Source organism: Modestobacter versicolor (assembly GCF_041028285.1).
In the GTDB taxonomy this organism is placed as follows: domain Bacteria; phylum Actinomycetota; class Actinomycetes; order Mycobacteriales; family Geodermatophilaceae; genus Modestobacter; species Modestobacter versicolor_A.
Window position 1 is genome coordinate 1,173,644 of the sequence record NZ_JABGDB010000001.1, and the last position, 21,156, is coordinate 1,194,799.

The following is a 21,156-nucleotide window of genomic DNA, read 5'->3' on the forward strand; positions in this document are numbered from 1 at the left end:
CGGTCGCGGGCCGCGACGTCCGAGCTCACCGCCGTTGCTCCTGGCTCACCGCACACCCTGAGCCAGGAGCACCCGGGATCAGGTCACCTGATCCCGGGGGACGGTCAGCGGCGGCGGGGGGCCCAGGGGTCGTCGGGGTCGAAGTCGTCGTCCTCGTCCGCCGGCCGCGGTGCGGGGGCAGCCGGGGCCGGGCGCTCCGCCGGACGGCGGGCGGCGGCCTCCAGCGCGGCGTCCCGCTGGGCGGCGCGCTGCGCCCGCTCGAGCCGGGCGTCCTCCCGCAGCTGCCGGCGGCTGGGCGTACCGTCGGGGTTGGTCAGCGCCAGCCAGCCGTCCTTCTGCCGCCACAGCGCGATGCCGGCCGCGACCAGCCCGATCGGGATCACGTAGGCCGCGACCCGCTCCATCCCGCCCTCGCCGAGGCCGAGGAAGACGGCCGAGCCGAAGAAGATCGTGCCGATGACGCCGACCAGCCCGAGCACCGCCAGCGCCGTCCCGAGCTCCTCCGAGCGCGGCCGCACCCCGTAGGCCAGCGCGATCAGGCCGACGCCGCCACCGAGCAGGTGCGCGCCGGCGGCGAGGGAGTGGGCGGTGGCGTTGCCGTCCGAGGGGAAGACCCCGACCAGCAGCACGCCGAGCCCGGAGACGACCAGCAGCACGCGGGCCAGCCGGCCGCCGGTGCCGGCCAGCCCGGGCCCGAGCAGCAGGGCGCCGGCGGCGATGAGCAGCCCCTGGACGACGAACGAGGCGTTCATCAGCACCCGGGCCGCGGAGCCCGCCGTCCCCAGGTCGCTGATCACGTCCTCCGAGTAGGAGAAGCCGCCGAACCGCGATGCGGCGATCGCCTCGACGACGAAGAACTGCAGCGTGAGTGCCCACGCGAGCCCGCCCCAGCGGTACCGGCTGTCCGTCACGAGGAGCCATGGTCCCAGCTCCTGCCGGGCAGGCGGCAGAGTGGGCGCGGTGACCGCCCGTTCGATCGCCCTGTTCGTCCTCGCCGCGCTGCTGGAGATCGGCGGCGCGTGGCTGGTCTGGCAGGGGCTGCGCGAGCACCGCGGCTGGGCCTGGGTGGGGGTGGGCGCGGTCGCGCTGGCGCTGTACGGGGTGGTCGCGACGCTGCAGCCCGACGCCGCCTTCGGCCGGGTGCTGGCCGCCTACGGCGGGGTGTTCATCGTCGGGTCGCTGCTGTGGGCCGCCGTCGCCGACGGCTTCCGGCCCGACCGCTGGGACGTCGCCGGTGCGCTGGTCTGCCTGGTCGGGGTGGCCCTGATCATGTACGCGCCGCGGACCGCCTGACCGGGCCGAGGTGGGCGCGCACGGCGGCGTACTGCCCGGCCGACAGCCAGGAGGGGTTGCTGCCCGCCGGCATCCGCAGCACCTCGGCGTCCCGGGCCGCCGGGTCAGCCAGCAGCTCGGCCCGGTCGACCGGCTCGGCCAGCCGGGTCAGCCGGACGGCGACCACCGGCCCGCCGCCGCTCCCGACCGGGGCGGCGGTCAGCTCGCCGACCGCGTGCACGCCGGGCCGGGTGCGACCGCTGACCCAGAGCAGGCACGGCTGGCCGGCCGCCATCAGCTCCAGCCGGTAGGAGGAGCGCAGGCAACGCTCCAGCTCCCGGCTGCCGCCAGGTGGCCAGCCGGTCGCGATCCCGTCGGGCGGCAGGGTGCTCTTGAGCACCCAGCAGGCGACGTCCTCGACGGTCAGGCGGGCCACGCCGACGAGCCAACCAGCCCCGCCGGGGGAGCGCGCCCCGGGCGATGGGTGGTGCGCCGCCGGATCTCACGCTGCCGAACCGGCGATCCGGCCCTACCGTTGCCGGGGTGCCGCTCCCCGCCGTCGCCTGGTCCGCCGTCGAGCACCGGGCCCGCGCCGTCGCCGCCGGCCCCGTCGTCCGCTCCGGCGGCCCCGACGACCTCCTGCTCACCGGCCTGGTCACCGATTCCCGCGCCGTCACCCCCGGCTCCCTGTTCGCCTGCGTCCGGGGCGGCAGCAGCGACGGCCACCGGTTCGCCGGGACGGCGGTCGCCGCCGGCGCCGCGGCGCTGCTCACCGACCGGCCGGTGCCCGGGACGGTGCCCCAGCTGCAGGTGCCCTCGGTGCGCGCCCTGCTCGGCCCGCTGGGCGCCCTGCTGGCCGGTGACCCCGCCGACGAGCTGCGGCTGGTCGGCGTCACCGGCAGCAACGGGAAGACCACGACCAGCACGCTGGTCCGCGGCGTGCTGGAGGCCGCCGGCGAGTGCGCCGGGGTGGTCACCACCCTCGGTGCCCGCGTCGGCGGGCTGGAGCGCAGCACCCGGCTGACCACGCCGGAGGCCCCCGAGCTGCACGGTCTGCTGCGCTGGATGCTCGACGCCGGCGCCACCAGCGCGGTGGTCGAGGCGTCGTCCATCGCGCTGGACGTCGGCCGGGTCGACGGCGTGCACGTGCAGGTCGCCGTCTTCACCGGCTTCGAGGAGGACCACCTCGACCACCACGGCACCATCGAGCAGTACTGGGCCAGCAAGGCGCTGCTGTTCAGCCCCGAGCGGTCCGACAGCGCGGTGGTCGTCGTCGACGACCCGTGGGGACGGCGGCTGGCCGACCAGACCCGGGTGCCGGTGACCCGGGTCAGCACCCGGCCCGACGCCGACGCCGACGTCCGGGTGGTGAGCTGGCGCACCGGGGCCGGCGGCACCACCCTCGTGCTGGACGACGGCGACGGCCGGCACTGGCTCTGCTCACCGCTGGTCGGCCGCGTGCACGTGGGCAACCTGGCCGCCGCCTGGGCCACCGGCCGCTCGCTCGGGCTCCCCCCGGAGGCGGTCGCCGCCGGGCTGGCCGCCACCGCGCCGCCGGCCGGCCGCAACACCCTGCTCCGCGGCGCCGGCGGGCCGCTGGTCGTCGTCGACTACGCGCACACCCCGGGCGCGCTGGCCGAGGCGCTGGCGACCGCCCGCGAGCTCACCGGCCCCGGCGGGCGGGTGCACCTGGTGCTCGGCGCCCGTGGCCGCCGCGACCGCTACAAGCGGCAGGGGCTCGGCGTCGCGGCGCGGGCCGCCGACACCGTCCGGCTCACCAACGAGGGCAGCCACGGCGAGCGGCCCGAGGCGATCGTCGAGGAGCTGCGGGTCGGGCTGATCGGCAGCAGCGCCACCGTGCACACCGTCCTGGACCGGCGCGAGGCGATCACCGAGGCGGTGCAGGCCGCCGGCGAGCGGGACGTCGTGCTGGTGGTCGGCCGCGGCCACGAGCAGACCCTCACCGACGACGGCGCCCCGGTGCCCTTCGACGACGCCGTGGTCGCGCGCGAGGCGCTGGAGTCCGTCGCCGACCTGGTGACCGAGCGCGCCTCCTGACCCCTGCGCGGGGAGCGACGCCGCGTCCGGGCAGGCTGCAGGGCGTGACGGAGGAGTGGCCGGGGCACCGGGTCGGCGAACCGGGGTTCCGGCGGGCCGCGCTCGCGGTGTTCCTGGCCGGCGTCGCCGTCTTCGCCACCCTCTACGCGCCGCAGGCGCTGCTGCCCGAGCTCAGCCGGGCGTTCGACGTCACCCCTGCCGCGTCGACGCTGGCCATCTCGATCGGCACCGCGGCGCTCGCCGTCGGGCTGCTGGTGCTCGGCCCGGTGTCCGACCGCCGGGGCCGCACCGGCATCCTGCACGCCTGCCTGGCGGTCGTCGCGCTGCTCGCCGTCCTCCTCGCCGTCGCCCCCTCCTGGGAGGTGCTGCTGGTGCTGCGCGGCGTGCAGGGCTTCGCGCTGGCCGGCCTGCCCGCGGTCGCCGTCGCCTACCTGCGCGAGGAGCTGCACCCCGCGGTCAGCTCCCGGGCCGTCGGCCTCTACGTCAGCGGCACCGCGATCGGCGGGCTCACCGGCCGGGTGCTCAGCGGCTTCCTCACCGAGCTGGGCGGCTGGCGGACGGCGCTGGGCGGGGTCGCGGTCCTGGCCGTCGGCTGCGCGGTCGCCGTCCGGCTGCTGCTGCCCCCCTCCCGGCGGTTCACCCCGCTGGTCCGGCAGGGGCCGCTGCTCCGGCAGCTGGGCCGGGCCTTCACCGACCCGGCGCTGCTCGCGCTGTACGGCGTCGCCGCGCTGTTGATGAGCGGCTTCGTCGCGGTCTACAACGCCGGCACCTTCCGGCTGGAGTCCGAGCCGTACGGGCTCACCCCGGCGCTCGCCGGCCTGGTGTTCCTCGCCTACCTGCTGGGCTCGGTGAGCTCACCGACCGCCGGCGCGCTGGCCGACCGGTTCGGCCGCCGGCTGGTGGTGCCGGGCGCGGTGCTGGTGATGGGCGCCGGGATCGCGCTGACCCTGCCCACCCCGCTGTGGTGCGTGGTGCTGGGCGTGTGCGTGCTGACCACCGGCTTCTTCGCCGCGCACGGCGTGGCCAACGGCTGGGTGGCGGCGCGGGCCCAGCTCGGCGGGCGGCCGGTCGGGCAGGCGGCCTCGCTGTACTCGTTCTGGTACTACGTCGGCTCGTCGGTCGGCGGCACGCTGGCCGGCCGGGCCTGGTCCGAGGCGGGCTGGTCCGGGGTGGCGCTGCTGGCCGGCGGGTCGACGCTGGCCGCCCTGCTGCTGAGCCTCGTGCTGGGCCGGACACGGTCCCTGGGACGCCGCTGAACGGCGTCCCGGGGCCGTCGCAGGTCAGCCCTCGGTGGCGTCGTGCTCGTAGGCGCCGGCCGGCTTGGCGTCGTCCGAGCCGACGGCCTGCCGCTCCAGCTCGGTGCGGTGCTCGAGGGCCTCGTCGGACAGGTGCGGGTCCTTGGCGTGCTCGCTGCGGTCCCGGGGCGCCTGCTCCTCGGGGATGATCACGTCGTCGAGCGTCGGTTCGTCGCGCGGGCTGGTCATCGGTGTCCTCCGCTCTGCGGCCCGGCGGGTCCGGGCGTCCTGGTCCTGCGGTATCCCGCCGGGGTGCCTGCTGAAACCGCGTCGAGCTGCGGCCCGCTGCGGGGTCCCGGGCCGGCGACCCAGCGGTGCGGCGCACCTCGATGCGCCCCGCCTCAGCCCTGCTTGAGCTGGTCGGCCGGCAGCCACGCCTCGACCAGCACCGGGCCGTGGTCGCCGGGGACGGTGTAGGCGACCCGGCCGTGCCAGCCGTCCTCGCGCTGCCGCCACTCGACCAGCAGCCCCGGCCAGGTGCCCGGGGCGTCCGGCGGGTCGTGCACCCAGCAGTGCCGGCCGTGCCCGTCCGCGCCCGCCCGCCGGGCCGGGGACGGCGCTGAGGACGACGCCGGGGGAGGGGGCGCCGGGGCCGCGGCGGGGACGCCGGAGCGGGCCGCGCGGTCGGCCAGGGACGGGCCGTGCCGCCCCCGGTTCATCCCGCCCGCCACCGCACGATGCTCTCACGGCGGTCGAACACACGTTCGACCGCGCGGTCAGTCGATCCGCGTCAGCGCCGCCGGGCGGATCCGCACGCCGTCGGCGGGCAGCAGGACGACGGCCGGCGGCGGGGGGCCGCCCAGCCGCCACTCCCGCGGGGCGACGCCGAAGGCCTGCCGGAAGCGGCGGCTGAAGTAGGAGGGGTCGGTGAACCCCCACCGGCGGGCCACCCCGGCGATCGACCGGTCCCGGCTGCCGGGGTCGGCGAGCTCGGCGCGGGCGCCCTCCAGCCGCTGCTCGATGATCCACTGCTCCAGGCTGACCCCGGCCGCCGCGCACAGCCGGTACAGCTGGCGCACCGAGACGGCCAGCGCCCCGGCGACCTGCTCGGCGTCCAGCCCCGGGTCGGCCAGGTGCTGCTGCACGTAGCTGCGCACCTGGGTGAGCATCGTCGCCGCCGCGACGTCCGCGAGCGCCCGCCCGGACCCGGCCGCCGACGCGAGCAGCGCGCGGGCCAGGTCGACCGTGGCCGAGGCCACCGAACGGGCCAGCGGCTCGGCGGCCAGCAGCTCGGCGTCCCGGGTGACCTGGGCCAGGTGGGTGCGGACGAGGCCGTAGAGCGGGCTGTGGTGGGCCACCGGGACGGCGCGGCGGACGACGTCGACCGGCAGGCCCAGCCGGCTGACCGGCACCTGCAGGGCGCGGCACGCGCCGGGGCCGGCCCAGCGGTACTCGTACACGGTGGAGACCTCGGTGACCGCCAGGCCGTCGGCGGGCACGGCGCGCTGGCTGCCGAGGTGGTCCTGCCGCGCCCCGGTCTGCTCCTGCACGGCGAAGGAGACCGTCGGCGGGACGTCGTCGCGCACCTGGCGCACCGAGCGGCCCAGCACCGGCTCGCCGGTGAGCTCGGCCCGCAGCACGGGCAGCCCGCCGAGGTCCCAGGCCTCCAGCCGGGCCCGGGTCGGTCCGCGGCCGCCGGTGAAGCGGACCCTCGAGGTCATCGTCGCCTCGAGCAGGGCGGCCACCTGGGCGGGCCGGCGCTCGGGGGTCGGCAGCCGGTCGGTGTCGAGCAGGGTGACCACGGGTGCTCCCTCGGTCGGGGACCACGGCAGCGCTGCCCTGACCGGGAGATCCTCGCCGTCCCGGCGGGCCGGTGTAAAGGCTCTCACCGGGCCGCGCCCGGACCAGGTCCGGCAGCCAGGGTCCGGACCCCGTCACGGAGGGCACACCCGCAGGGGCGGGGGCGGCCCTAGCGTCCGGAGCGCTCACCGGAGCAGCAGACGACGAGGACAAGAGGAGAACCAGCGTGCCCATCGTGACCACCACCGACGGTGTCGAGATCTTCTACAAGGACTGGGGCACCGGCCAGCCGATCGTGTTCAGCCACGGCTGGCCGCTGTCGTCGGACGACTGGGACGCCCAGCTGATGTTCTTCGTGCAGCACGGGTACCGCGTGATCGCCCACGACCGCCGCGGCCACGGCCGCTCCACCCAGGTCGGCGACGGGCACGACATGGACCACTACGCCGACGACCTCGCCGCGGTCACCGCCCACCTCGACCTGCACGACGCCGTGCACGTCGGGCACTCCACCGGCGGTGGCGAGGTCGTCCGCTACCTCGCCCGGCACGGGCAGGACCGGGTCGCCAAGGCCGTGCTGATCAGCGCGGTGCCGCCGATCATGGTGCAGACCGACGCCAACCCGGGCGGCCTGCCCAAGAGCGTGTTCGACGGCATCCAGGAGCAGGTGGCCACCAACCGGTCGAACTTCTACCGCGACCTGCCCGCCACGGCGTTCTACGGCTTCAACCGGCCCGGCGTCGAGCCGCAGGAGGCCGTGATCCAGAACTGGTGGCGGCAGGGGATGGCCGGCGGCGCCAAGGCCCACTACGACGGCGTCGTCGCGTTCTCCCAGACCGACTTCACCGACGACCTGAAGAAGATCACCGTGCCGGTGCTGGTCATGCACGGCGACGACGACCAGGTCGTGCCCTACGCCGACTCGGGTCCGCTGTCGGCCGAGCTGCTGCCGAACGGGACGCTGAAGACCTACGCCGGCTTCCCGCACGGCATGCCGACCACGGAGGCCGCGACGATCAACGCCGACCTGCTGGCGTTCCTGCAGGGCTGAGCCCCGCCGCGGGGACCGGCCGGCCGGGCCGGTCCCCGCGGTCTCACCCGGGGTTGCCCGACTTCGACGGCTTGCGCTTGGCCTGGGTCTTCTTCGGCTGCAGGCCGTCGGCCAGCAGCGCGGCGACCGCCTGGACGCCGGGGTGCCCGGCCAGCTCCTCGGTGGGCACCGGCAGCGGCAGGCACCAGTTCGGCCGCTCGCCCGCGCCGGGCATGTTCGGCCGCCGCTCCTCGCCCAGCGCGTCGTCCAGCGTCGCGGAGATCAGCGTGCAGGGGGCGCCGGCCAGCCGCCGGTAGGCCGCCCGCACCGCCTGGTCCGGGGTCGACTTCTTCGCCACCTTGCCCAGGTGCGCGAGCAGCGAGCTGCGCCCGCGCTCCAGGTCCTCGTCGGTGCCCAGGCCGTGCTCGCGCTGCTCGGCCAGGTCCGAGCCGGTCCACAGGCCCGGGACGGTCGGCAGGTCGTGGGTGGTCACCGCGGCCATCGCCTCGGCCGGCCACTGCGCAGGGGCGTCGTCCTCGAACCACAGCAGCTTGTAGGACAGGATCCCGTGCTCGGCCATCGCCTCCCGGACGCCGTCCTCGACGGTGCCCAGGTCCTCCCCGACGACGATCGCCTGCGCCCGGTGGCTCTCCAGCGCGACGATGTCGAGCAGGTCCTCGTGCGGGTAGCGGACGTAGGCACCCTCGGCCGCGGTCCCGTCCGACGGCACCCACCACAGCCGGAACAGCCCCATCACGTGGTCCACCCGCAGCCCGCCGGCGCCGGCCATGGTCGCCCGGATGGACTGCACGAACGGCTCGTAGTCGGCGGCCTGCAGCCGCCACGGCACCAGCGGCGGTGAGCCCCAGTCCTGGCCCAGGCTGTTGAACGCGTCCGGCGGGGCGCCCACGCTCACGCCCTGCGCCAGCACGTCCTGCCAGGCCCACGCGTCGGCGCCGCCGCCGGCGACGCCGATCGGCAGGTCCTGGATGACGGTGACGCCCTCGGCGGCCGCCCGCAGCTGGACGTCGAGGAGCCACTGCAGCCAGGCGTGGAACGCGATCTCGCGGTCGTGCGCCGCGGCGAACGCGGCGACCGCCTCGCCGCGCGGGTCCTGCAGCTCGGCCGGCCAACCGTGCCAGTCCGGCCCGTGCGCGTCGGCCAGCGCGCACCAGGTCGCCCAGTCCATCAGCGGCTGGCCCTCGTGCCACCACCAGTCGCGGAAGGGCTTCTCGGCACCGTCGTCGGCGTGCCGGGAGTCGAAGACCCGCTGCAGCACCCGGCGCTTGAGCGCCCAGACGGCGTCCCGGTCGATGAGCGCGCCGTCGTTGAGCGCCCGCCCGGCCTCGTCCTCCACGTCCACGCCCTCGGCGCCGGGCACGTCGGCGATCCGCAGGTACACCGGGTTGCGGAACCGGCGGGTGGCCGGCAGGTAGGGGCTGTCCTCCTGGCCCTCGGTCGGGGCGACCGCGTGCAGCGGGTTGACCAGCACGAAGCCGGCCCCCTGGGTCTGGGCGAGCTCGCGGACGGTGCGCAGGTCGCCGAGGTCGCCGATGCCCCAGCTGTCCCGGCCGCGGGTGGCGTAGAGCTGCACGGCCCAGCCCCAGGCGCGCCAGCCCTCGGGCAGCCAGCAGCGGCCGGGGGAGACGATCAGCCGGCGCTCGCGGCCGTCCGGGGTGCGCAGCGAGTGGTAGCCCAGGGGGAAGTCCTCGGGCAGCTCGCCGTCGACCTGCCGGGTGCTGCCGTCCTCGCACGTGACCTCGGCCTCGTCGACCTCCAGCGGGTCACCGGGGCGGGCGACGATCGGCGTCCGCTCGGCCAGGTCCTCCGGTGGGGTGCCGATGACCGCGCGCAGGCGTTCGATCGTCGCCGGCGCGACGGTGTGCACCTCGTCGAGGGCGTCGAGCCAGCTGGCGTCGATGCCCCAGGCGTCCGTGGTCGGAGCGGCGGGGGTGGGCTGCGGCTGGGAGGCGGCGCTGGTCACCCCTCGATGATCGTGGGTCGCCGCCCGCCTCGCCGGGTGGGGAGGGTGCGGAGGCGGTCACACCCCCGGGTGCGGCTCCTCCGCCGGCGGCCGCAGCGTCCCGGCGATCGCGGTGGCCACGGCCAGCAGGACGGCGACCACCAGCAGCGCCTTGAGCACCGTGACCTGGTGGCCGAGCAGCCCGATCAGCGGTGGCCCGCCGAGGAAGGCGCAGTACCCCAGCGAGGCGATGACGCTGACCCGGCCGGCGGCCCGCGCGGGGTCGTCCGCCCCGGCGCTCATCCCGACCGGGAAGCCGAGGGAGGCGCCGGCGCCCCACAGCAGGGCGCCCAGGAAGGCCACCACCGGGTTGCCGAAGACGAACAGCAGCAGCCCCGCGACGGCGAGCACGGCCAGCAGCCGCACGACCGGGACCCGGCCGTAGCGGTCCAGCAGCGGCGGCCCGGCCCAGCGCGCACCGGTCATCGCGGCCAGGAAGACCGCGAAGCCGAGCGTGCCGACGGCGGGGGAGACGCCGTGGTCGTCGATGAGGGCGACGCTGATCCAGTCGTTGGCCGACCCCTCGGCGAAGGCGAAGGCCAGCACGAAGAGCCCGATCAGCAGCGTCCGCGGCTCGCGCCAGGCGGTCAGCGCGCTCGGGCCGCCGTCGGCCGGGACGTCGTCGGTGGGGTGCACGTCGGACAGGAACCCGCGGACGGCGAACGGCACGCCCAGGCCGACGACGACGGCCACGCCCACCAGGTGCGCGGCGACCGGGACGTCGAGGGCGACCAGCCCCGCCCCGAGCAGCGCGCCGGCCACCGTGCCGAGGCTGAAGCCGGCGTGGAACCGGCTCATGATCGACCGCTCCAGCTGGCGTTCGACCACGGCGCCCTGCACGTTCATCCCGACGTCCCAGGCGCCGTTGGACAGCCCCATCAGGAACAGCCCCGCGACCAGCACGGCGACCCCGGTCGCCGAACCGACGGCGACGACCAGCAGCGAGACGCCGAGGACGACGGCCATCACCATGACGGTCCGGCGCGAGCCGAACCGGGCGATCAGCGGGCCGGACAGCGGCAGCGCCAGCACCGAGCCGGCCGCGATCGCCAGCAGCACCAGCCCGAGCGCGGCAGGGTCGAGGTCCAGCCGGGTGCGCACCTGCGGGATGCGGGAGGCCCAGCTGGCGAAGGCGAAGCCGGCGCCGATGAACGCCAGGTAGGTGGCCCGGGTCGCCGACGCCAGCCGGGGGCCGGGCGGTGCCTGGGGGTCGCGGGTGGTGGTCACGCGGGGTCCTCGCTGCTGGTGGTGGGGTCGCTGGTGGTGGGGTCGCTGGTGGGGAAGTCGCTGGTGGTCGGGTCGCTGGTGGGGGAGTCGGTGGGCCGGACGGCGCGGGCGACGATCTCGCGGGTCTGCTCCCGGGAGACCGGCCCGGTCGAGAGGACCTTGTGCATGACCAGGCCCTCGATCAGCGCGTCCACGCCGCGCGAGGTGGTCGGGTCGACGAAGCGCTCGAGCACGCTGCGGCTGCGCCGCATCCAGGACTCGGTGACCGTGCGCAGCGCCGGGTTGCGCACGGCGGCGAGGTTGAGCTCGTAGGCGACGGCCCAGTCGCGGTCGTCGGCGTCGGCCTCGGCGTGCACGAGCCCGGTGACGGCGTCGATGAGGTCCTCAGTGCTCCGGACGTCGGCGAAGCGGGCCTCGTAGTCGGCCGCCATCCGCTCGGCGTGCCGGGTGAAGGCCCTCTCCAGCAGGTCGTCCAGGCCGGTGAAGTGGTAGGTCAGCGACCCCAGCGGGACGTCGGCGGCCGCGGCGATGAGGCGGTGCGTGGTGCCGGCCACCCCGTGCTCGGCGAGGACGTCGATGGTGGCGTCGACGATCCGGGAGGCCCGGTCGGGGTCGTGCCGGCGAGCCGGGCGGTCGCCGGGCCGGGTGGCGGGTGCGGTGGTCACCCCAGCGACCGGACGACCCGGGCAGGGCTGCCGACCGCGACGACGTCGGCGGGCAGGTCGCGGGTGACCACGGAGCCGGCGCCCACGACGGTGTTCGCGCCGATCGTGACGCCGGGGCAGACGATGACGCCGCCGCCGAGCCAGACGTTGTCCCCGATGACGATCGGCTCGGCGGACTCCCACTTGTCGCGGCGCGGGCCGGGCTCGACCGGGTGCGTGGCGGTGAGCAGCTGGACGCGCGGGCCCAGCTGGACGTCGTCGCCGATGGTGACCCGGGCGACGTCGAGGCAGACCAGCCCGAAGTTGGCGAACGTGCGGGAGCCGACCGTGGTCCGGTACCCGTAGTCGCAGTGGAAGGGCGGCCGGATCTCGCTGCCCGGCCCGAAGGCGTCCAGCAGCTCCTCGAGCAGCGCGCGCCGGGCGGCGCCGTCGGTGGGGTCCATGGTGTTGTACCGGTGGGTCAGCGACTGGGCCCGGGTGCTGTCGGCCGCGAGCTGCGGGTCGTCGGCGATGTAGGGGTCACCGGCGAGCATCCGGTCGCGCATCGAACGCTGGTCGTCGGCCATGTGTACGACCGTACACATCGGGTGTACGGCTGTACACATCAGCTCCGGCGTGGCGCGGCGCGCCGGGTCGGCGTCGCGGCCGCGGGGTCCTCCGGCCAGGGGTGCCGGGGTAGCGGCCGCGCAGCTCGCTGCGGACGGCGGGGTAGCCGGTGACCCAGAAGCCGGCCAGGTCGGCGGTGGTGGCGACCACCCGGGAGGCCGGGGACAGCAGCTGCAGGCGCAGCGGCCGGCCCGCGACGACGGGCGCCGCCGTCCAGCCGAACACCTCCTGCACCCGCACCGACAGGGTGGGCACCGCCGGGTCGGTGTAGTCGACCCGCACCTTGGACCCGGTGGGCACCTCCACCCGCTCGGGCACCAGGTCGTCCAGCCGCCCGGCCAGCTGCCAGGGCAGCAGCGCGCGCAGCCCCGCCACCACGTCGACCCGGGCCAGGTCGCGCCGGCGCCGGGCACCGCCCAGCGCCGGGCCCGCGGCGAGCGCGGCCAGCAGCGCCTCGTCGTCGACCGCCGGCCACGGGTCGCCGAGCCCGGCGTGCGCGGCGGCGAGCCGCGCGCGCAGCGAGACCGCGGCCGGCGTCCAGGTCAGCAGCCCCAGGCCCTCGGTGCGCAGCCCCTCGGCCACCGCGGCGGCCAGCGCCGCCGGGTCGGGGTGGGGCAGCGGTCGCTCGGCGAGGACGATCGCGCCGAGGCGCTCCACCCGGGCGGCCGCCACGTCGCCGTCCCGCCAGACCACCTCCGCCGCGTCGGTGTGGGCAGCCGCGCCGGCCAGCAACGCCGTCCCCTCGTCGACGGCCACCGCCGCCCGGACCCGGGCGTCGCGGCGGCCCGGGGCCCGGTCGGCCGCGGCCACCGCGAGCCACTCCGCCCCGGCGAGGGCGCTGCCCGGGGGGAGTTCCGCGCCGGTGCCGGCGGCCAGCAGGTAGGTGCGCTCCGCGCGGGGGCGGCGGCGGGCCAGCCACTCCGGGTGCGCCAGACCGACGACGAGCCCCGCGGCCTGGTCGTCGGTCGGGTCGTCGGTCCAGTCCTCGGTCCGGTCGTCGCTGGTGGTCCCGGTGGCCGGGGGAGCGGCCCGGGTCAGCCGGTCGACCTCCTCGCGCCACCGGCCGTCCCGGGTGCGGCGGAGCTCCCGCCAGCCGGCGACCAGGTCGTCGGAGCGGTTCGGGACGTCGGCCGACAGCAGGGCGACCACCTCCGCGGCCCGGCGCCGGCCGACCAGCGGTGCCCCGTCCAGCAGCGCCCGGGCCAGCCGGGGGTGGGCGCCGACGGCGGTCAGCGAGCGGCCGCGCGGGGTGACCCGGCCGGCGTCGTCCACCGCGCCGAGCCGGTGCAGGGTCTCCCGCGCGACGGTGAAGGCGGCCGCCGGCGGGGCGTCGGGCAGCGCCAGCCCGGCGCCGTCCGGCGCACCCCAGCAGGCCAGCTCCAGGGCCAGCCCGGTCAGGTCGGCACCGCTGACCTCCGGCTCGCCCGAGGCCGCCAGCCGGTCGTGCTCGGCGGCCGACCACAGCCGGTACACCCGGCCCGGGGCCTCCCGGCCGGCCCGCCCGGCGCGCTGCACCGCCGAGGAGCGGGACACCCGCACGGTCACCAGCGCGCCCATGCCGCGGGCCACGTCGAAGCGCGGCACCCGGGCCAGCCCGGCGTCGACCACGGTGCGCACGCCGGGCACGGTCAGGCTGGTCTCGGCGACGTCGGTGGACAGCACCACCCGCCGGCGCGGCCCCGGGCTGAGCGCGGCGTCCTGGTCGGCGGCCGGCAGCCGGCCGTGCAGCGGCCGGACGTCGGCGTCGACGCCGGTCAGCAGCCCGGCGACCCGGCCGATCTCGCCCGCGCCGGGCAGGAAGACCAGCACGTCGCCGGCGGTCTCGGCCAGCGCCCGGCGCACGGTGTCGGCGACCGCGGCCAGCAGCCGCGGGTCGACCCGCAGCCCGTGCGGCGGGGCGACCGGCGGGCTGGGCGGGCACCACACCGGCTCGACGTGGTGCAGCGCGCCGGTCGCCTCGACCACGGGCGCCTGCCCCATCAGCTCGGCGAGCCGCCCGGACTCGGCCGTCGCTGACATGGCCAGCAGCTCCAGCTCCGGCCGCAGCGCCCCGCGGACGTCCAGGGTGAAGGCGAGGGCCAGGTCGGTGTCCAGCTGCCGCTCGTGGCACTCGTCCAGCACGACCGCCGAGACGCCGGGCAGCTCCGGGTCGGCCTGGAGCCGGCGGACCAGCAGGCCGGTGGTGACCACCTCGACCCGGGTGGCGTCGCTGCGCCGGCTGTCGCCCCGGACGCTGTAGCCCACCGACCGGCCGACGTCCTCGCCGAGCAGGGCGGCCATCCGGCGAGCGGCGGCCCGGGTGGCGACCCGGCGCGGCTCGGCCACCAGCACCCGGCCCGGGCCCCGGTCGGCCAGCGCGAGCGGCACCAGCGTCGTCTTCCCGGTGCCCGGCGGGGCGACCAGCACCGCGGCGCCGGCGGCGTCCAGCGCGGCGTCCAGGGCCGCCAGCGCTGAGCGCACCGGCAGGTCGGTGCCGGGCGTCCTGGGCGGTGGCAGCACGCGGCCGAGTCTGGCCGCCCCTTGTCCCGACGCGCCGACCGGGCCAGGCTGGACGTCTCGGGGACAACGACGTCTCACCGGAGGTCCACGTGGCTGCGCACGGGAACAGGGACAACGGCAAGGAGGCCTCCGGGGCGCCCGCGCCCCGGGCGCCGGAACGGGTGCGCAACGTCGCGCTGGTCGGCCGGCCGGGCGCCGGGAAGACCACGCTCGCCGAGGCGCTGGTGGTCGCGACCGGGGCGCTGCCGCGGGCCGGCCGGGTGGAGGACGGCACCACCTGCCTGGACACCGACGAGGTCGAGGTCCGGCTGCAGCACTCGGTGACGCTGCACGCGGCGACCGTCGAGCACGCCGGCCACCGGCTCACCCTGCTGGACACCCCCGGGGCGCCGGACTTCGTCGGCGAGCTCCGGGCCGCGCTGCGGGCGGCGGACGCGGCGCTGTTCGTCGTCTCCGCCGTCGCCGGGGTCGACGCGGGCACGGTCGCGCTGTGGGACGAGTGCGCCGCGGTGGGCCTGCCCCGGGCGGTCGTCGTCACCCAGGTCGACCGGCCGCGCGCCGACGTCCCCGCCGTCGTCCAGGCCTGCCAGGAGCAGCTGGGCCTGGGCGTCCACCCGCTGCAGGTGGTCGCGGACGGCGCGCTGAGGTCGCTGCTGGAGCCGGCGCAGGGCGACCCGGACGCCGACCGGCTGCGCGCCGAGCTGATCGAGGCGGTGATCGCCGAGAGCGAGGACGAGTCGCTGATGGACCGCTACCTGGCCGGCGAGCCGGTGGCGGTGCCCGACCTGGTGCCCGACCTGGAGACCGCCGTGGCCCGCGGCGCCTTCCACCCCGTGCTGCTCGCCGCGCCGGTCACCGGGCTGGGCGTCACCGAGCTGCTCGACCTGCTGGTCAGCGGCTTCCCCTCGCCGCTGGAGCGGCCGTGCCCCGAGGTCGCACGGCCGGACGGGACGCCGGTGGGCGCCGTCGGCTGCGACCCGGCCGGCCCGCTGCTCGCCGAGGTGGTCAAGACCACGACCGACCCCTACCTCGGCCGGATCTCGCTGGTCCGGGTCTTCTCCGGCACGCTGCGCCCGGACACCCCGGTGCACGTCTGCGGGCACGGGACCGGGCACGGCTGGGGCGAGCAGCACCCCGACCACGACGCCGACGAGCGGGTCGGCACCATCTCCGGCGTGCTCGGCAGCGTGCTGCGCCCGGTGGCCGAGTGCCCGGCCGGCGACGTCTGCGCGGTGGCCCGGCTGACCACCGCGGAGACCGGCGACACGCTGTCGGACCCGGCCCGGCCGCTGGTCGTCACGCCCTGGCCGCTGCCCGAGCCGCAGCAGCCGGTCGCGGTGGCGGCCGCCTCGCGCAGCGACGAGGACCGGCTCGCCGCCGCGCTCACCCGGCTGGCCGCCGAGGACCCGACCGTGCGCGTCGACCGGCGGGCCGACACCGGGCAGCTGCTGCTGTGGACCGTCGGCGACGCGCACGCCGAGGTGCTGCTGGACCGGCTGCGCGGCCGGTACGGGGTGAGCCTGCAGACCCCGCCGGTGCAGGTGCCGATGGTCGAGACGCTGGCCGGCCCGGCGACGGTGACCGCGCGGCACGTCAAGCAGTCCGGCGGGCACGGGCAGTACGCCGTCGTCGTCCTGGAGGCTCGGCCGGGGGCGCCCGGCTCGGGCATCACCTTCGGTCAGCGGGTGGTCGGCGGCGCGGTGCCCACGGCCTTCCACGGCAGCGTGGAGAAGGGGGTGCGCGCCCAGGCCGCGCGGGGTGTCTCGCCGGGGCGGCCGCTGGTCGACGTCGAGGTGACCCTGGTCGACGGCAAGTCGCACTCGGTCGACTCCTCCGACGCCGCCTTCCAGTCGGCCGGCGCCCTGGGGCTGCGCGAGCTGGCCGCGGCGGCCGGCACCACGGTGCTCGAGCCGTGGTGCGCGGTCGAGGTGACGGTGCCGGCCGAGCACGTCGGCCCGGTGCTCAGCGACCTCGCCGGACGGCGGGCCCGGGTCACCGGCAGCGCCGCCGCCCCGGACCGGGACGCCACCACCGTGCAGGCCGAGGTGCCCGAGCGGGAGCTGCTCAGCTACGCCGGGGCGCTGCGGTCGGTCTCCCACGGCACCGGCCGGTTCACCCGCCGTCCGCTGGGCCACGAGCCGGCACCGGCTGCCGTCGTGGCCGAGCTGCAGCCCGCCTGACCGCGCTGCCGGGGGGAGGTGTGCAGCTGCCGCGGGTCCGCCGCAGCTGCGCACCACCCGGCGGCGGTCAGCCGGGCACCCGGTCCAGGAAGCCGAGCACGCTGGTCAGCCGGCCGGCGTCGTCCCGCACGGCGACGTCGAAGCCGACGACCGGCGCCTCGGCCGCGTCGGCCGGGCCGAGCTCCCAGCTGAAGCGCGCCTGGTCGTGGTGGGCGTCGACCGGCCCGGCGAGCCGGAACCGGAATCCGGGGAACTGCTGCTGCACCGCGCCGATCGTCGCGGCGATCGCCTCCCGCCCCTGTGCGTCGACCATCGGGTCGGTGTAACGGGCGTCCTCGGCGTACAGCTCGGCGACCGCTGCCCGGCGGGCCGCGGGGTCGGTCTCGTTCCAGGCGGCGATGTACCGCTGGGCGAGGGTGTCGAAGGAGGTGTCGATGTCGGTCACGGGGTGTCCTCTCCTCGGAGGTGCGGCCCGCCTGCCGGGCCGTCGGACCCAGCCTGGGCAGCGCCGGTCGTGGCGTCGATGACCTCCCGGGTAAGGGCCCAGCGGTGGTTGCGGACTGCACCCGCCCTGCAGGCGCGTCTGATCATCGGTAGGCATGGCCCATGACCGTGATCGGCTTCCACAACTCCCACGAGCAGGTGCACCCCAGCGACCTGCTGCGCGCGGTGCAGCACGCCGAGCAGGTCGGCTTCACCGCGGCCATGTGCTCCGACCACCTCGAGCCCTGGAACGAGCGGCAGGGCCACTCCGGGTTCGCCTGGTCCTGGCTCGGCGCCGCGCTCGCCACCACAGACCTGCCCTTCGGCGCGGTGAACGCCCCCGGCCAGCGCTACCACCCGGTGATCATCGCCCAGGCCATCGCCACCCTCGGGTCGATGTTCCCGGGCCGCTTCTGGGTCGCGCTGGGCTCCGGCGAGGCGATGAACGAGCACGTCACCGGGCACGTCTGGCCGAACAAGGAGCTGCGCGACGCCCGGCTGCGCGAGTGCGTCGACGTGATCCGGGCGCTGCTGGCCGGCGAGGAGGTCAGCCACGAGGGCCTGGTGACCGTCGACCGGGCCCGGATCTGGACGCTGCCGGAGCAGCAGCCGGCGCTCATCGCCCCCGCGGTGACCGCGAAGACCGCCGCCCGGCACGCCGAGTGGGCCGACGGGCTGGTCACCATCAACCAGCCGCACGACACCCTGCGCGAGGTGATCGCCGCCTACCGCGACGCCGGCGGTCAGGGCACGCTCACCATCCAGGTGCACGTCTCCTACGACCCCGACCCCGACCGGGCGCTGGCCCTGGCGCACGACCAGTGGCGCAGCAACGTCTTCCCGCCGCCGCTGTGCTGGGACCTGGACACCACCAAGGCGTTCGACCAGGCCAGCACGCACGTCCGGCCCGAGGACATGCACGACGCGGTGCGCATCTCCAGCGACCTCGGCCAGCACGCCGCCTGGATCGCCGAGTACGTCGAGCTCGGCTTCGACCAGGTCTACCTGCACCACGTGCCCAAGGAGCAGACCGCGTTCCTGGACGCCTTCGGCGAGCACGTGCTGCCGCAGCTGGACGTCACCGCCCCCGCGCCGGCGGTCGCCATCGACCCGCCCGGGCCGGCCGAGCCGCTGCGCCCGCGGCAGGAGCCGCAGCCCGCCGTCCTGCCCTGATCCCGACCGTTCCGAGGAGAGGAGCACCCGTGCGGATCACCGACACCGCCGACCTGTGGTGGAAGAACGCCGTCGTCTACTGCCTGGACGTCGAGACCTACCTGGACTGGGACGGCGACGGCTGCGGCGACTTCGCCGGGCTGGCCCAGCGGATCGACCACCTCGCCGACCTGGGCGTCACCTGCCTGTGGCTGATGCCCTTCTACCCGACCGCCGAGCGCGACGACGGCTACGACATCACCGACTTCTACGGCGTGGACCCGCGGCTGGGCACCCACGGCGACCTGGTCGAGGTCATCCGGACCGCCAAGGACCGCGGGATGCGGGTGATCGTCGACCTGGTCGTGAACCACACCTCGGCCAAGCACCCGTGGTTCCGCTCGGCGCGCTCGTCGAAGGACTCGCCGTACCGCGACTGGTACGTCTGGCGGGCCGACCCGCCGCCGGACACCTCCGCCGAGGTGGTCTTCCCCGACCAGGAGGACAGCATCTGGCAGCTGGAGGAGAAGACGGGGGAGTGGTACCTGCACAAGTTCTACAAGGAGCAGCCCGACCTGAACGTGGCCAACCCCGCGGTGCGGGACGAGATCGCCAAGGTGATGGGCTTCTGGCTGCAGCTGGGCATCGACGGGTTCCGGGTCGACGCCGTGCCGTTCCTGCTGGAGACCTCGGGCATCCCCGAGGAGGAGACCGAGCGCTTCCCCGACCCGCACGAGTACCTGCGGGCGCTGCGCTCGCTGGTGGACCGCCGGGCCGGTGACGGCGTGCTGCTGGGCGAGGTGAACCTGCCGCACGACCAGCAGCAGCAGTTCTTCGGCGGCACCGACGGCGACGAGCTGACCATGCAGTTCGACTTCATCGCGATGCAGGCGATGTACCTGTCGCTGGCCCGCTGCGACGTCGCCCCGCTGGTCGACGCGCTCACCAGCCGGCCGGCGACGAACCCGGACAACCAGTGGGGGATGTTCGTCCGCAACCACGACGAGCTGACCCTGGACAAGCTCAGCGAGGACGAGCGCGCCGAGGTGTTCGCCGCCTTCGGCCCCGACCCGGACATGCAGGTCTACGACCGCGGCCTGACCCGACGGCTGCCGCCGATGCTGGCCGGCGACCCGCGGCGGGTCCGGATGGTCTACAGCCTGATGTTCTCCCTGCCCGGCACCCCGGTGCTGTTCTACGGCGAGGAGATCGGGATGGGGGAGAACCTGGCCGCCGAGGGGCGGCTGGCGGTGCGCACCCCCATGCAGTGGACGTCGGGCCGCAACGGCGGCTTCTCGACCGCGGCACCGTCGAAGCTGCCCGGGCCGGTGGTCGAGGGCGGGTTTTCCCCGGAGTTCGTCAACGTCGCCGACCAGCGGCGCGACCCGGACTCGCTGCTGTCGTTCATGAAGCTGCTGGTCCGCCGCTACCGGGAGTCCCCGGAGCTGGGCTGGGGCACCTTCGAGGTGCTCGGGCAGCCGCACCCGCAGGTGCTCGCCCACCTCAGCACCTGGGACGACGGCACGCTGGTGGCGCTGCACAACCTGGGCGCCGAGCCGCGCACCGTGCCGCTGGTGCTGCCCGACTGCGGCTCGACCCACCGGCTGGAGGACCTGCTCGAGCCGGGCAGCACGCCGCTGGCCGACGACGGCTCGGTCGAGCTGACGCTGGACGGCTACGGGTACCGCTGGCTGCGGGTGGTCGCCGAGGACAGCCGCCGGCTGGTCTGACTCTCCGGTCCCGGTGCGGCACGCTCGGTGAGCCCGCGCCGGGGCCACAGCAGCCCCTCCCGCCACACCCGGCCGCCTGCCCGGACCGGCCGGTGCCGCCACCTAGCGTCCGGCCCGAGGTGATTCGCAGTGAGCGAGCAGGACGTGCAGGCGCCCGGGTGGGTCGACCCCCACGGTGGACGACGGAGTGAGACAGGGGCGACGGCGGTGGTGCCCGGGCAGCGGACCGAGGGTGCCCCGGCCGGGCCGGCGCCGGAGGTGACCGCCGGCGCGGCCGTCGCCGCGCCGCCGGCCCAGCAGCCGGTCGTCCAGCAGCCGGTCGTCCAGCAGCCGGTCGTCCAGCAGCAGGCTGCCCCCCAGCCGCCGGCCCAGGACCCGCCGGCGCAGGACCCGCCGGCCCGGCAGCCGGCCGGACCGGCGACCGCGGGACCGGCGGCGACGCAGCACCCGACCGCCCCGGTCGACGTCGGCTCCCGGCCGCGCCCCCGGCTGCCGCGCCGCGACCCGCTGATCCGGATGGGCCCGTGGGCGCCGGTCGCCGGGGCCGCCGTCGGGCTGCTGCTCGGCATCGTCGTGGTGCTGTTCCTCGCCCCGGCGGTGGAGACCTTCGACGAGCGGCTCGCGCTGGTCTTCGTCGTCCTCGGGACGACGCTGCTCGGCGCCGGCGGCACCCTGCTGGCCGACGAGGTGCGGCTGCTCCGCCGGGGCGCGCAGGCGGCCGAGGCGCGGGCGTCCGGTGCCGGGGTGATCGCCGGGCTGCTCAACGGGCTCACCCCGGCCCGGCTGCTGATCACCGCCAGCGCGTTCTCGCTGCTGCTCAGCGCGTACGTGACCCAGGGGAGCTGAGCGCGGCGGCCGCGACCGCGGCCGCCGCGAGCAGCACCGTCAGCAGCGGGCTGACCCCGAGCACGACGACGTTGACCACGGTCGCACCGGCCATCAGCGCGGCCAGCCCGAGCGCGGCGGACCGGGTCAGCCGAGGGACGAACAGCCCGACCGCGCCGGCCACCTCGAGCGCCCCGACGAGGGGCCGGAGCCACTGCCCGGCCCCGATGTCGTCGAAGAGCTCGACGGCCTCCGGGGCACCGGCCAGCTTGGACAGCCCGGCGGCCAGGAACATCCCGGCCAGACCGGCCCGGAGCGCCCAGAGCAGCACCGTCCGGGACCGGGCCGGCCGCACCGCGGTGACGGCCACC

Annotated in this window: 20 protein-coding genes; 8 read left to right on the plus strand and 12 right to left on the minus strand. The window is 76.7% G+C overall.

The annotated features are described in order from the left end of the window. Window positions 1-104: 104 nt before the first annotated feature. Window positions 105-911 carry a DUF998 domain-containing protein gene (locus tag HL054_RS05895; protein WP_369137882.1) on the minus strand — a complete coding sequence of 269 codons (807 nt, stop codon included), beginning with the start codon at window positions 909-911 and terminating at the stop codon, window positions 105-107. A 49-nt stretch (window positions 912-960) separates the two neighbouring features. Between HL054_RS05895 and HL054_RS05900 the strand changes: the two genes are divergently transcribed. Beyond that, a complete protein-coding gene (locus HL054_RS05900; protein ID WP_369137883.1) occupies window positions 961-1,293 on the plus strand; it encodes a YnfA family protein in 333 nt (110 codons plus the stop codon). Here HL054_RS05900 and HL054_RS05905 read toward each other — a convergent pair. Continuing rightward, window positions 1,268-1,708: a hypothetical protein gene (locus HL054_RS05905; RefSeq protein WP_369137884.1), complete on the minus strand. Its 441-nt coding sequence runs from the start codon at window positions 1,706-1,708 to the stop codon at window positions 1,268-1,270. The two genes, HL054_RS05900 and HL054_RS05905, sit on opposite strands and share 26 nt — an antisense overlap. Before the next feature lie 107 nt (window positions 1,709-1,815). Here HL054_RS05905 and HL054_RS05910 point away from each other — a divergent pair, with 107 nt between their 5' ends. Together HL054_RS05910 and HL054_RS05915 are read left to right on the plus strand one after the other, a co-directional pair. Further along, complete coding sequence (locus HL054_RS05910; protein ID WP_369137885.1) at window positions 1,816-3,330, plus strand: Mur ligase family protein; 1,515 nt, start codon at window positions 1,816-1,818, stop codon at window positions 3,328-3,330. Between the two features lie 44 nt (window positions 3,331-3,374). Then, a complete protein-coding gene (locus tag HL054_RS05915) occupies window positions 3,375-4,586 on the plus strand; it encodes an MFS transporter (protein WP_369137886.1) in 1,212 nt (403 codons plus the stop codon). Between the two features lie 24 nt (window positions 4,587-4,610). Here the strand turns inward: HL054_RS05915 and HL054_RS05920 are convergent, their stop codons facing one another. From HL054_RS05920 to HL054_RS05930, 3 genes are all read right to left on the minus strand, one after another. Then, complete coding sequence (locus HL054_RS05920; RefSeq protein WP_369137887.1) at window positions 4,611-4,814, minus strand: hypothetical protein; 204 nt, start codon at window positions 4,812-4,814, stop codon at window positions 4,611-4,613. Window positions 4,815-4,966: 152 nt separating this feature from the next. Further along, entirely contained in the window at window positions 4,967-5,296 is a 330-nt protein-coding gene (locus HL054_RS05925) for a hypothetical protein (RefSeq protein ID WP_369137888.1), read from the minus strand. Between the two features lie 45 nt (window positions 5,297-5,341). After that, on the minus strand, window positions 5,342-6,367 hold the full coding sequence (locus HL054_RS05930) for a helix-turn-helix domain-containing protein (protein WP_369137889.1): 1,026 nt from the start codon (window positions 6,365-6,367) through the stop codon (window positions 5,342-5,344). 224 nt (window positions 6,368-6,591) lie between these two features. On the opposite strand from HL054_RS05930, the gene HL054_RS05935 reads away from it, so the two are divergent. Next, the gene (locus HL054_RS05935) at window positions 6,592-7,416 is read left to right on the plus strand and encodes an alpha/beta fold hydrolase (RefSeq protein WP_369137890.1); all 825 of its coding nucleotides are present in this window, start codon (window positions 6,592-6,594) and stop codon (window positions 7,414-7,416) included. Window positions 7,417-7,459: 43 nt separating this feature from the next. Here HL054_RS05935 and malQ read toward each other — a convergent pair whose 3' ends face one another. Genes malQ through hrpB form a run of 5 tightly spaced genes read right to left on the minus strand, consistent with a single transcriptional unit; the run spans window position 7,460 to window position 14,415 of the window. Further along, window positions 7,460-9,379: a 4-alpha-glucanotransferase gene (gene malQ, locus HL054_RS05940; protein ID WP_369137892.1), complete on the minus strand. Its 1,920-nt coding sequence runs from the start codon at window positions 9,377-9,379 to the stop codon at window positions 7,460-7,462. A 57-nt stretch (window positions 9,380-9,436) separates the two neighbouring features. Further along, complete coding sequence (locus HL054_RS05945; RefSeq protein ID WP_369137893.1) at window positions 9,437-10,645, minus strand: MFS transporter; 1,209 nt, start codon at window positions 10,643-10,645, stop codon at window positions 9,437-9,439. Beyond that, window positions 10,642-11,310: a TetR/AcrR family transcriptional regulator gene (locus tag HL054_RS05950; RefSeq protein ID WP_369137894.1), complete on the minus strand. Its 669-nt coding sequence runs from the start codon at window positions 11,308-11,310 to the stop codon at window positions 10,642-10,644. The genes HL054_RS05945 and HL054_RS05950 overlap by 4 nt, the downstream gene beginning before the upstream one ends. Further along, window positions 11,307-11,876 carry a sugar O-acetyltransferase gene (locus HL054_RS05955; protein WP_369137895.1) on the minus strand — a complete coding sequence of 190 codons (570 nt, stop codon included), beginning with the start codon at window positions 11,874-11,876 and terminating at the stop codon, window positions 11,307-11,309. The genes HL054_RS05950 and HL054_RS05955 overlap by 4 nt, the downstream gene beginning before the upstream one ends. Further along, window positions 11,830-14,415 carry an ATP-dependent helicase HrpB gene (gene hrpB / locus HL054_RS05960; protein ID WP_369137896.1) on the minus strand — a complete coding sequence of 862 codons (2,586 nt, stop codon included), beginning with the start codon at window positions 14,413-14,415 and terminating at the stop codon, window positions 11,830-11,832. The genes HL054_RS05955 and hrpB overlap by 47 nt, the downstream gene beginning before the upstream one ends. Before the next feature lie 89 nt (window positions 14,416-14,504). On the opposite strand from hrpB, the gene HL054_RS05965 reads away from it, so the two are divergent. Further along, window positions 14,505-16,595 carry an elongation factor G-like protein EF-G2 gene (locus tag HL054_RS05965; protein ID WP_369137897.1) on the plus strand — a complete coding sequence of 697 codons (2,091 nt, stop codon included), beginning with the start codon at window positions 14,505-14,507 and terminating at the stop codon, window positions 16,593-16,595. A 67-nt stretch (window positions 16,596-16,662) separates the two neighbouring features. Here HL054_RS05965 and HL054_RS05970 read toward each other — a convergent pair whose 3' ends face one another. Further along, window positions 16,663-17,040, minus strand: a complete 378-nt coding sequence (locus tag HL054_RS05970) for a nuclear transport factor 2 family protein (RefSeq protein WP_369137898.1) — start codon at window positions 17,038-17,040, stop codon at window positions 16,663-16,665. Between the two features lie 161 nt (window positions 17,041-17,201). On the opposite strand from HL054_RS05970, the gene HL054_RS05975 reads away from it, so the two are divergent. The 3 genes from HL054_RS05975 (at window position 17,202) to HL054_RS05985 (ending at window position 20,806) form a co-directional block, all read left to right on the plus strand. Further along, complete coding sequence (locus HL054_RS05975) at window positions 17,202-18,251, plus strand: TIGR03885 family FMN-dependent LLM class oxidoreductase (RefSeq protein ID WP_369137899.1); 1,050 nt, start codon at window positions 17,202-17,204, stop codon at window positions 18,249-18,251. Between the two features lie 29 nt (window positions 18,252-18,280). Beyond that, a complete protein-coding gene (locus HL054_RS05980; RefSeq protein ID WP_369137900.1) occupies window positions 18,281-19,960 on the plus strand; it encodes an alpha-amylase family protein in 1,680 nt (559 codons plus the stop codon). Window positions 19,961-20,089: 129 nt separating this feature from the next. Further along, window positions 20,090-20,806, plus strand: coding sequence for a hypothetical protein (locus tag HL054_RS05985; RefSeq protein ID WP_369137901.1), 717 nt, complete (start codon window positions 20,090-20,092; stop codon window positions 20,804-20,806). On the opposite strand, the gene HL054_RS05990 is transcribed toward HL054_RS05985, so the two are convergent. Continuing rightward, complete coding sequence (locus tag HL054_RS05990) at window positions 20,778-21,155, minus strand: DoxX family protein (RefSeq protein ID WP_369137902.1); 378 nt, start codon at window positions 21,153-21,155, stop codon at window positions 20,778-20,780. The two genes, HL054_RS05985 and HL054_RS05990, sit on opposite strands and share 29 nt — an antisense overlap. Window position 21,156 lies beyond the last annotated feature (1 nt).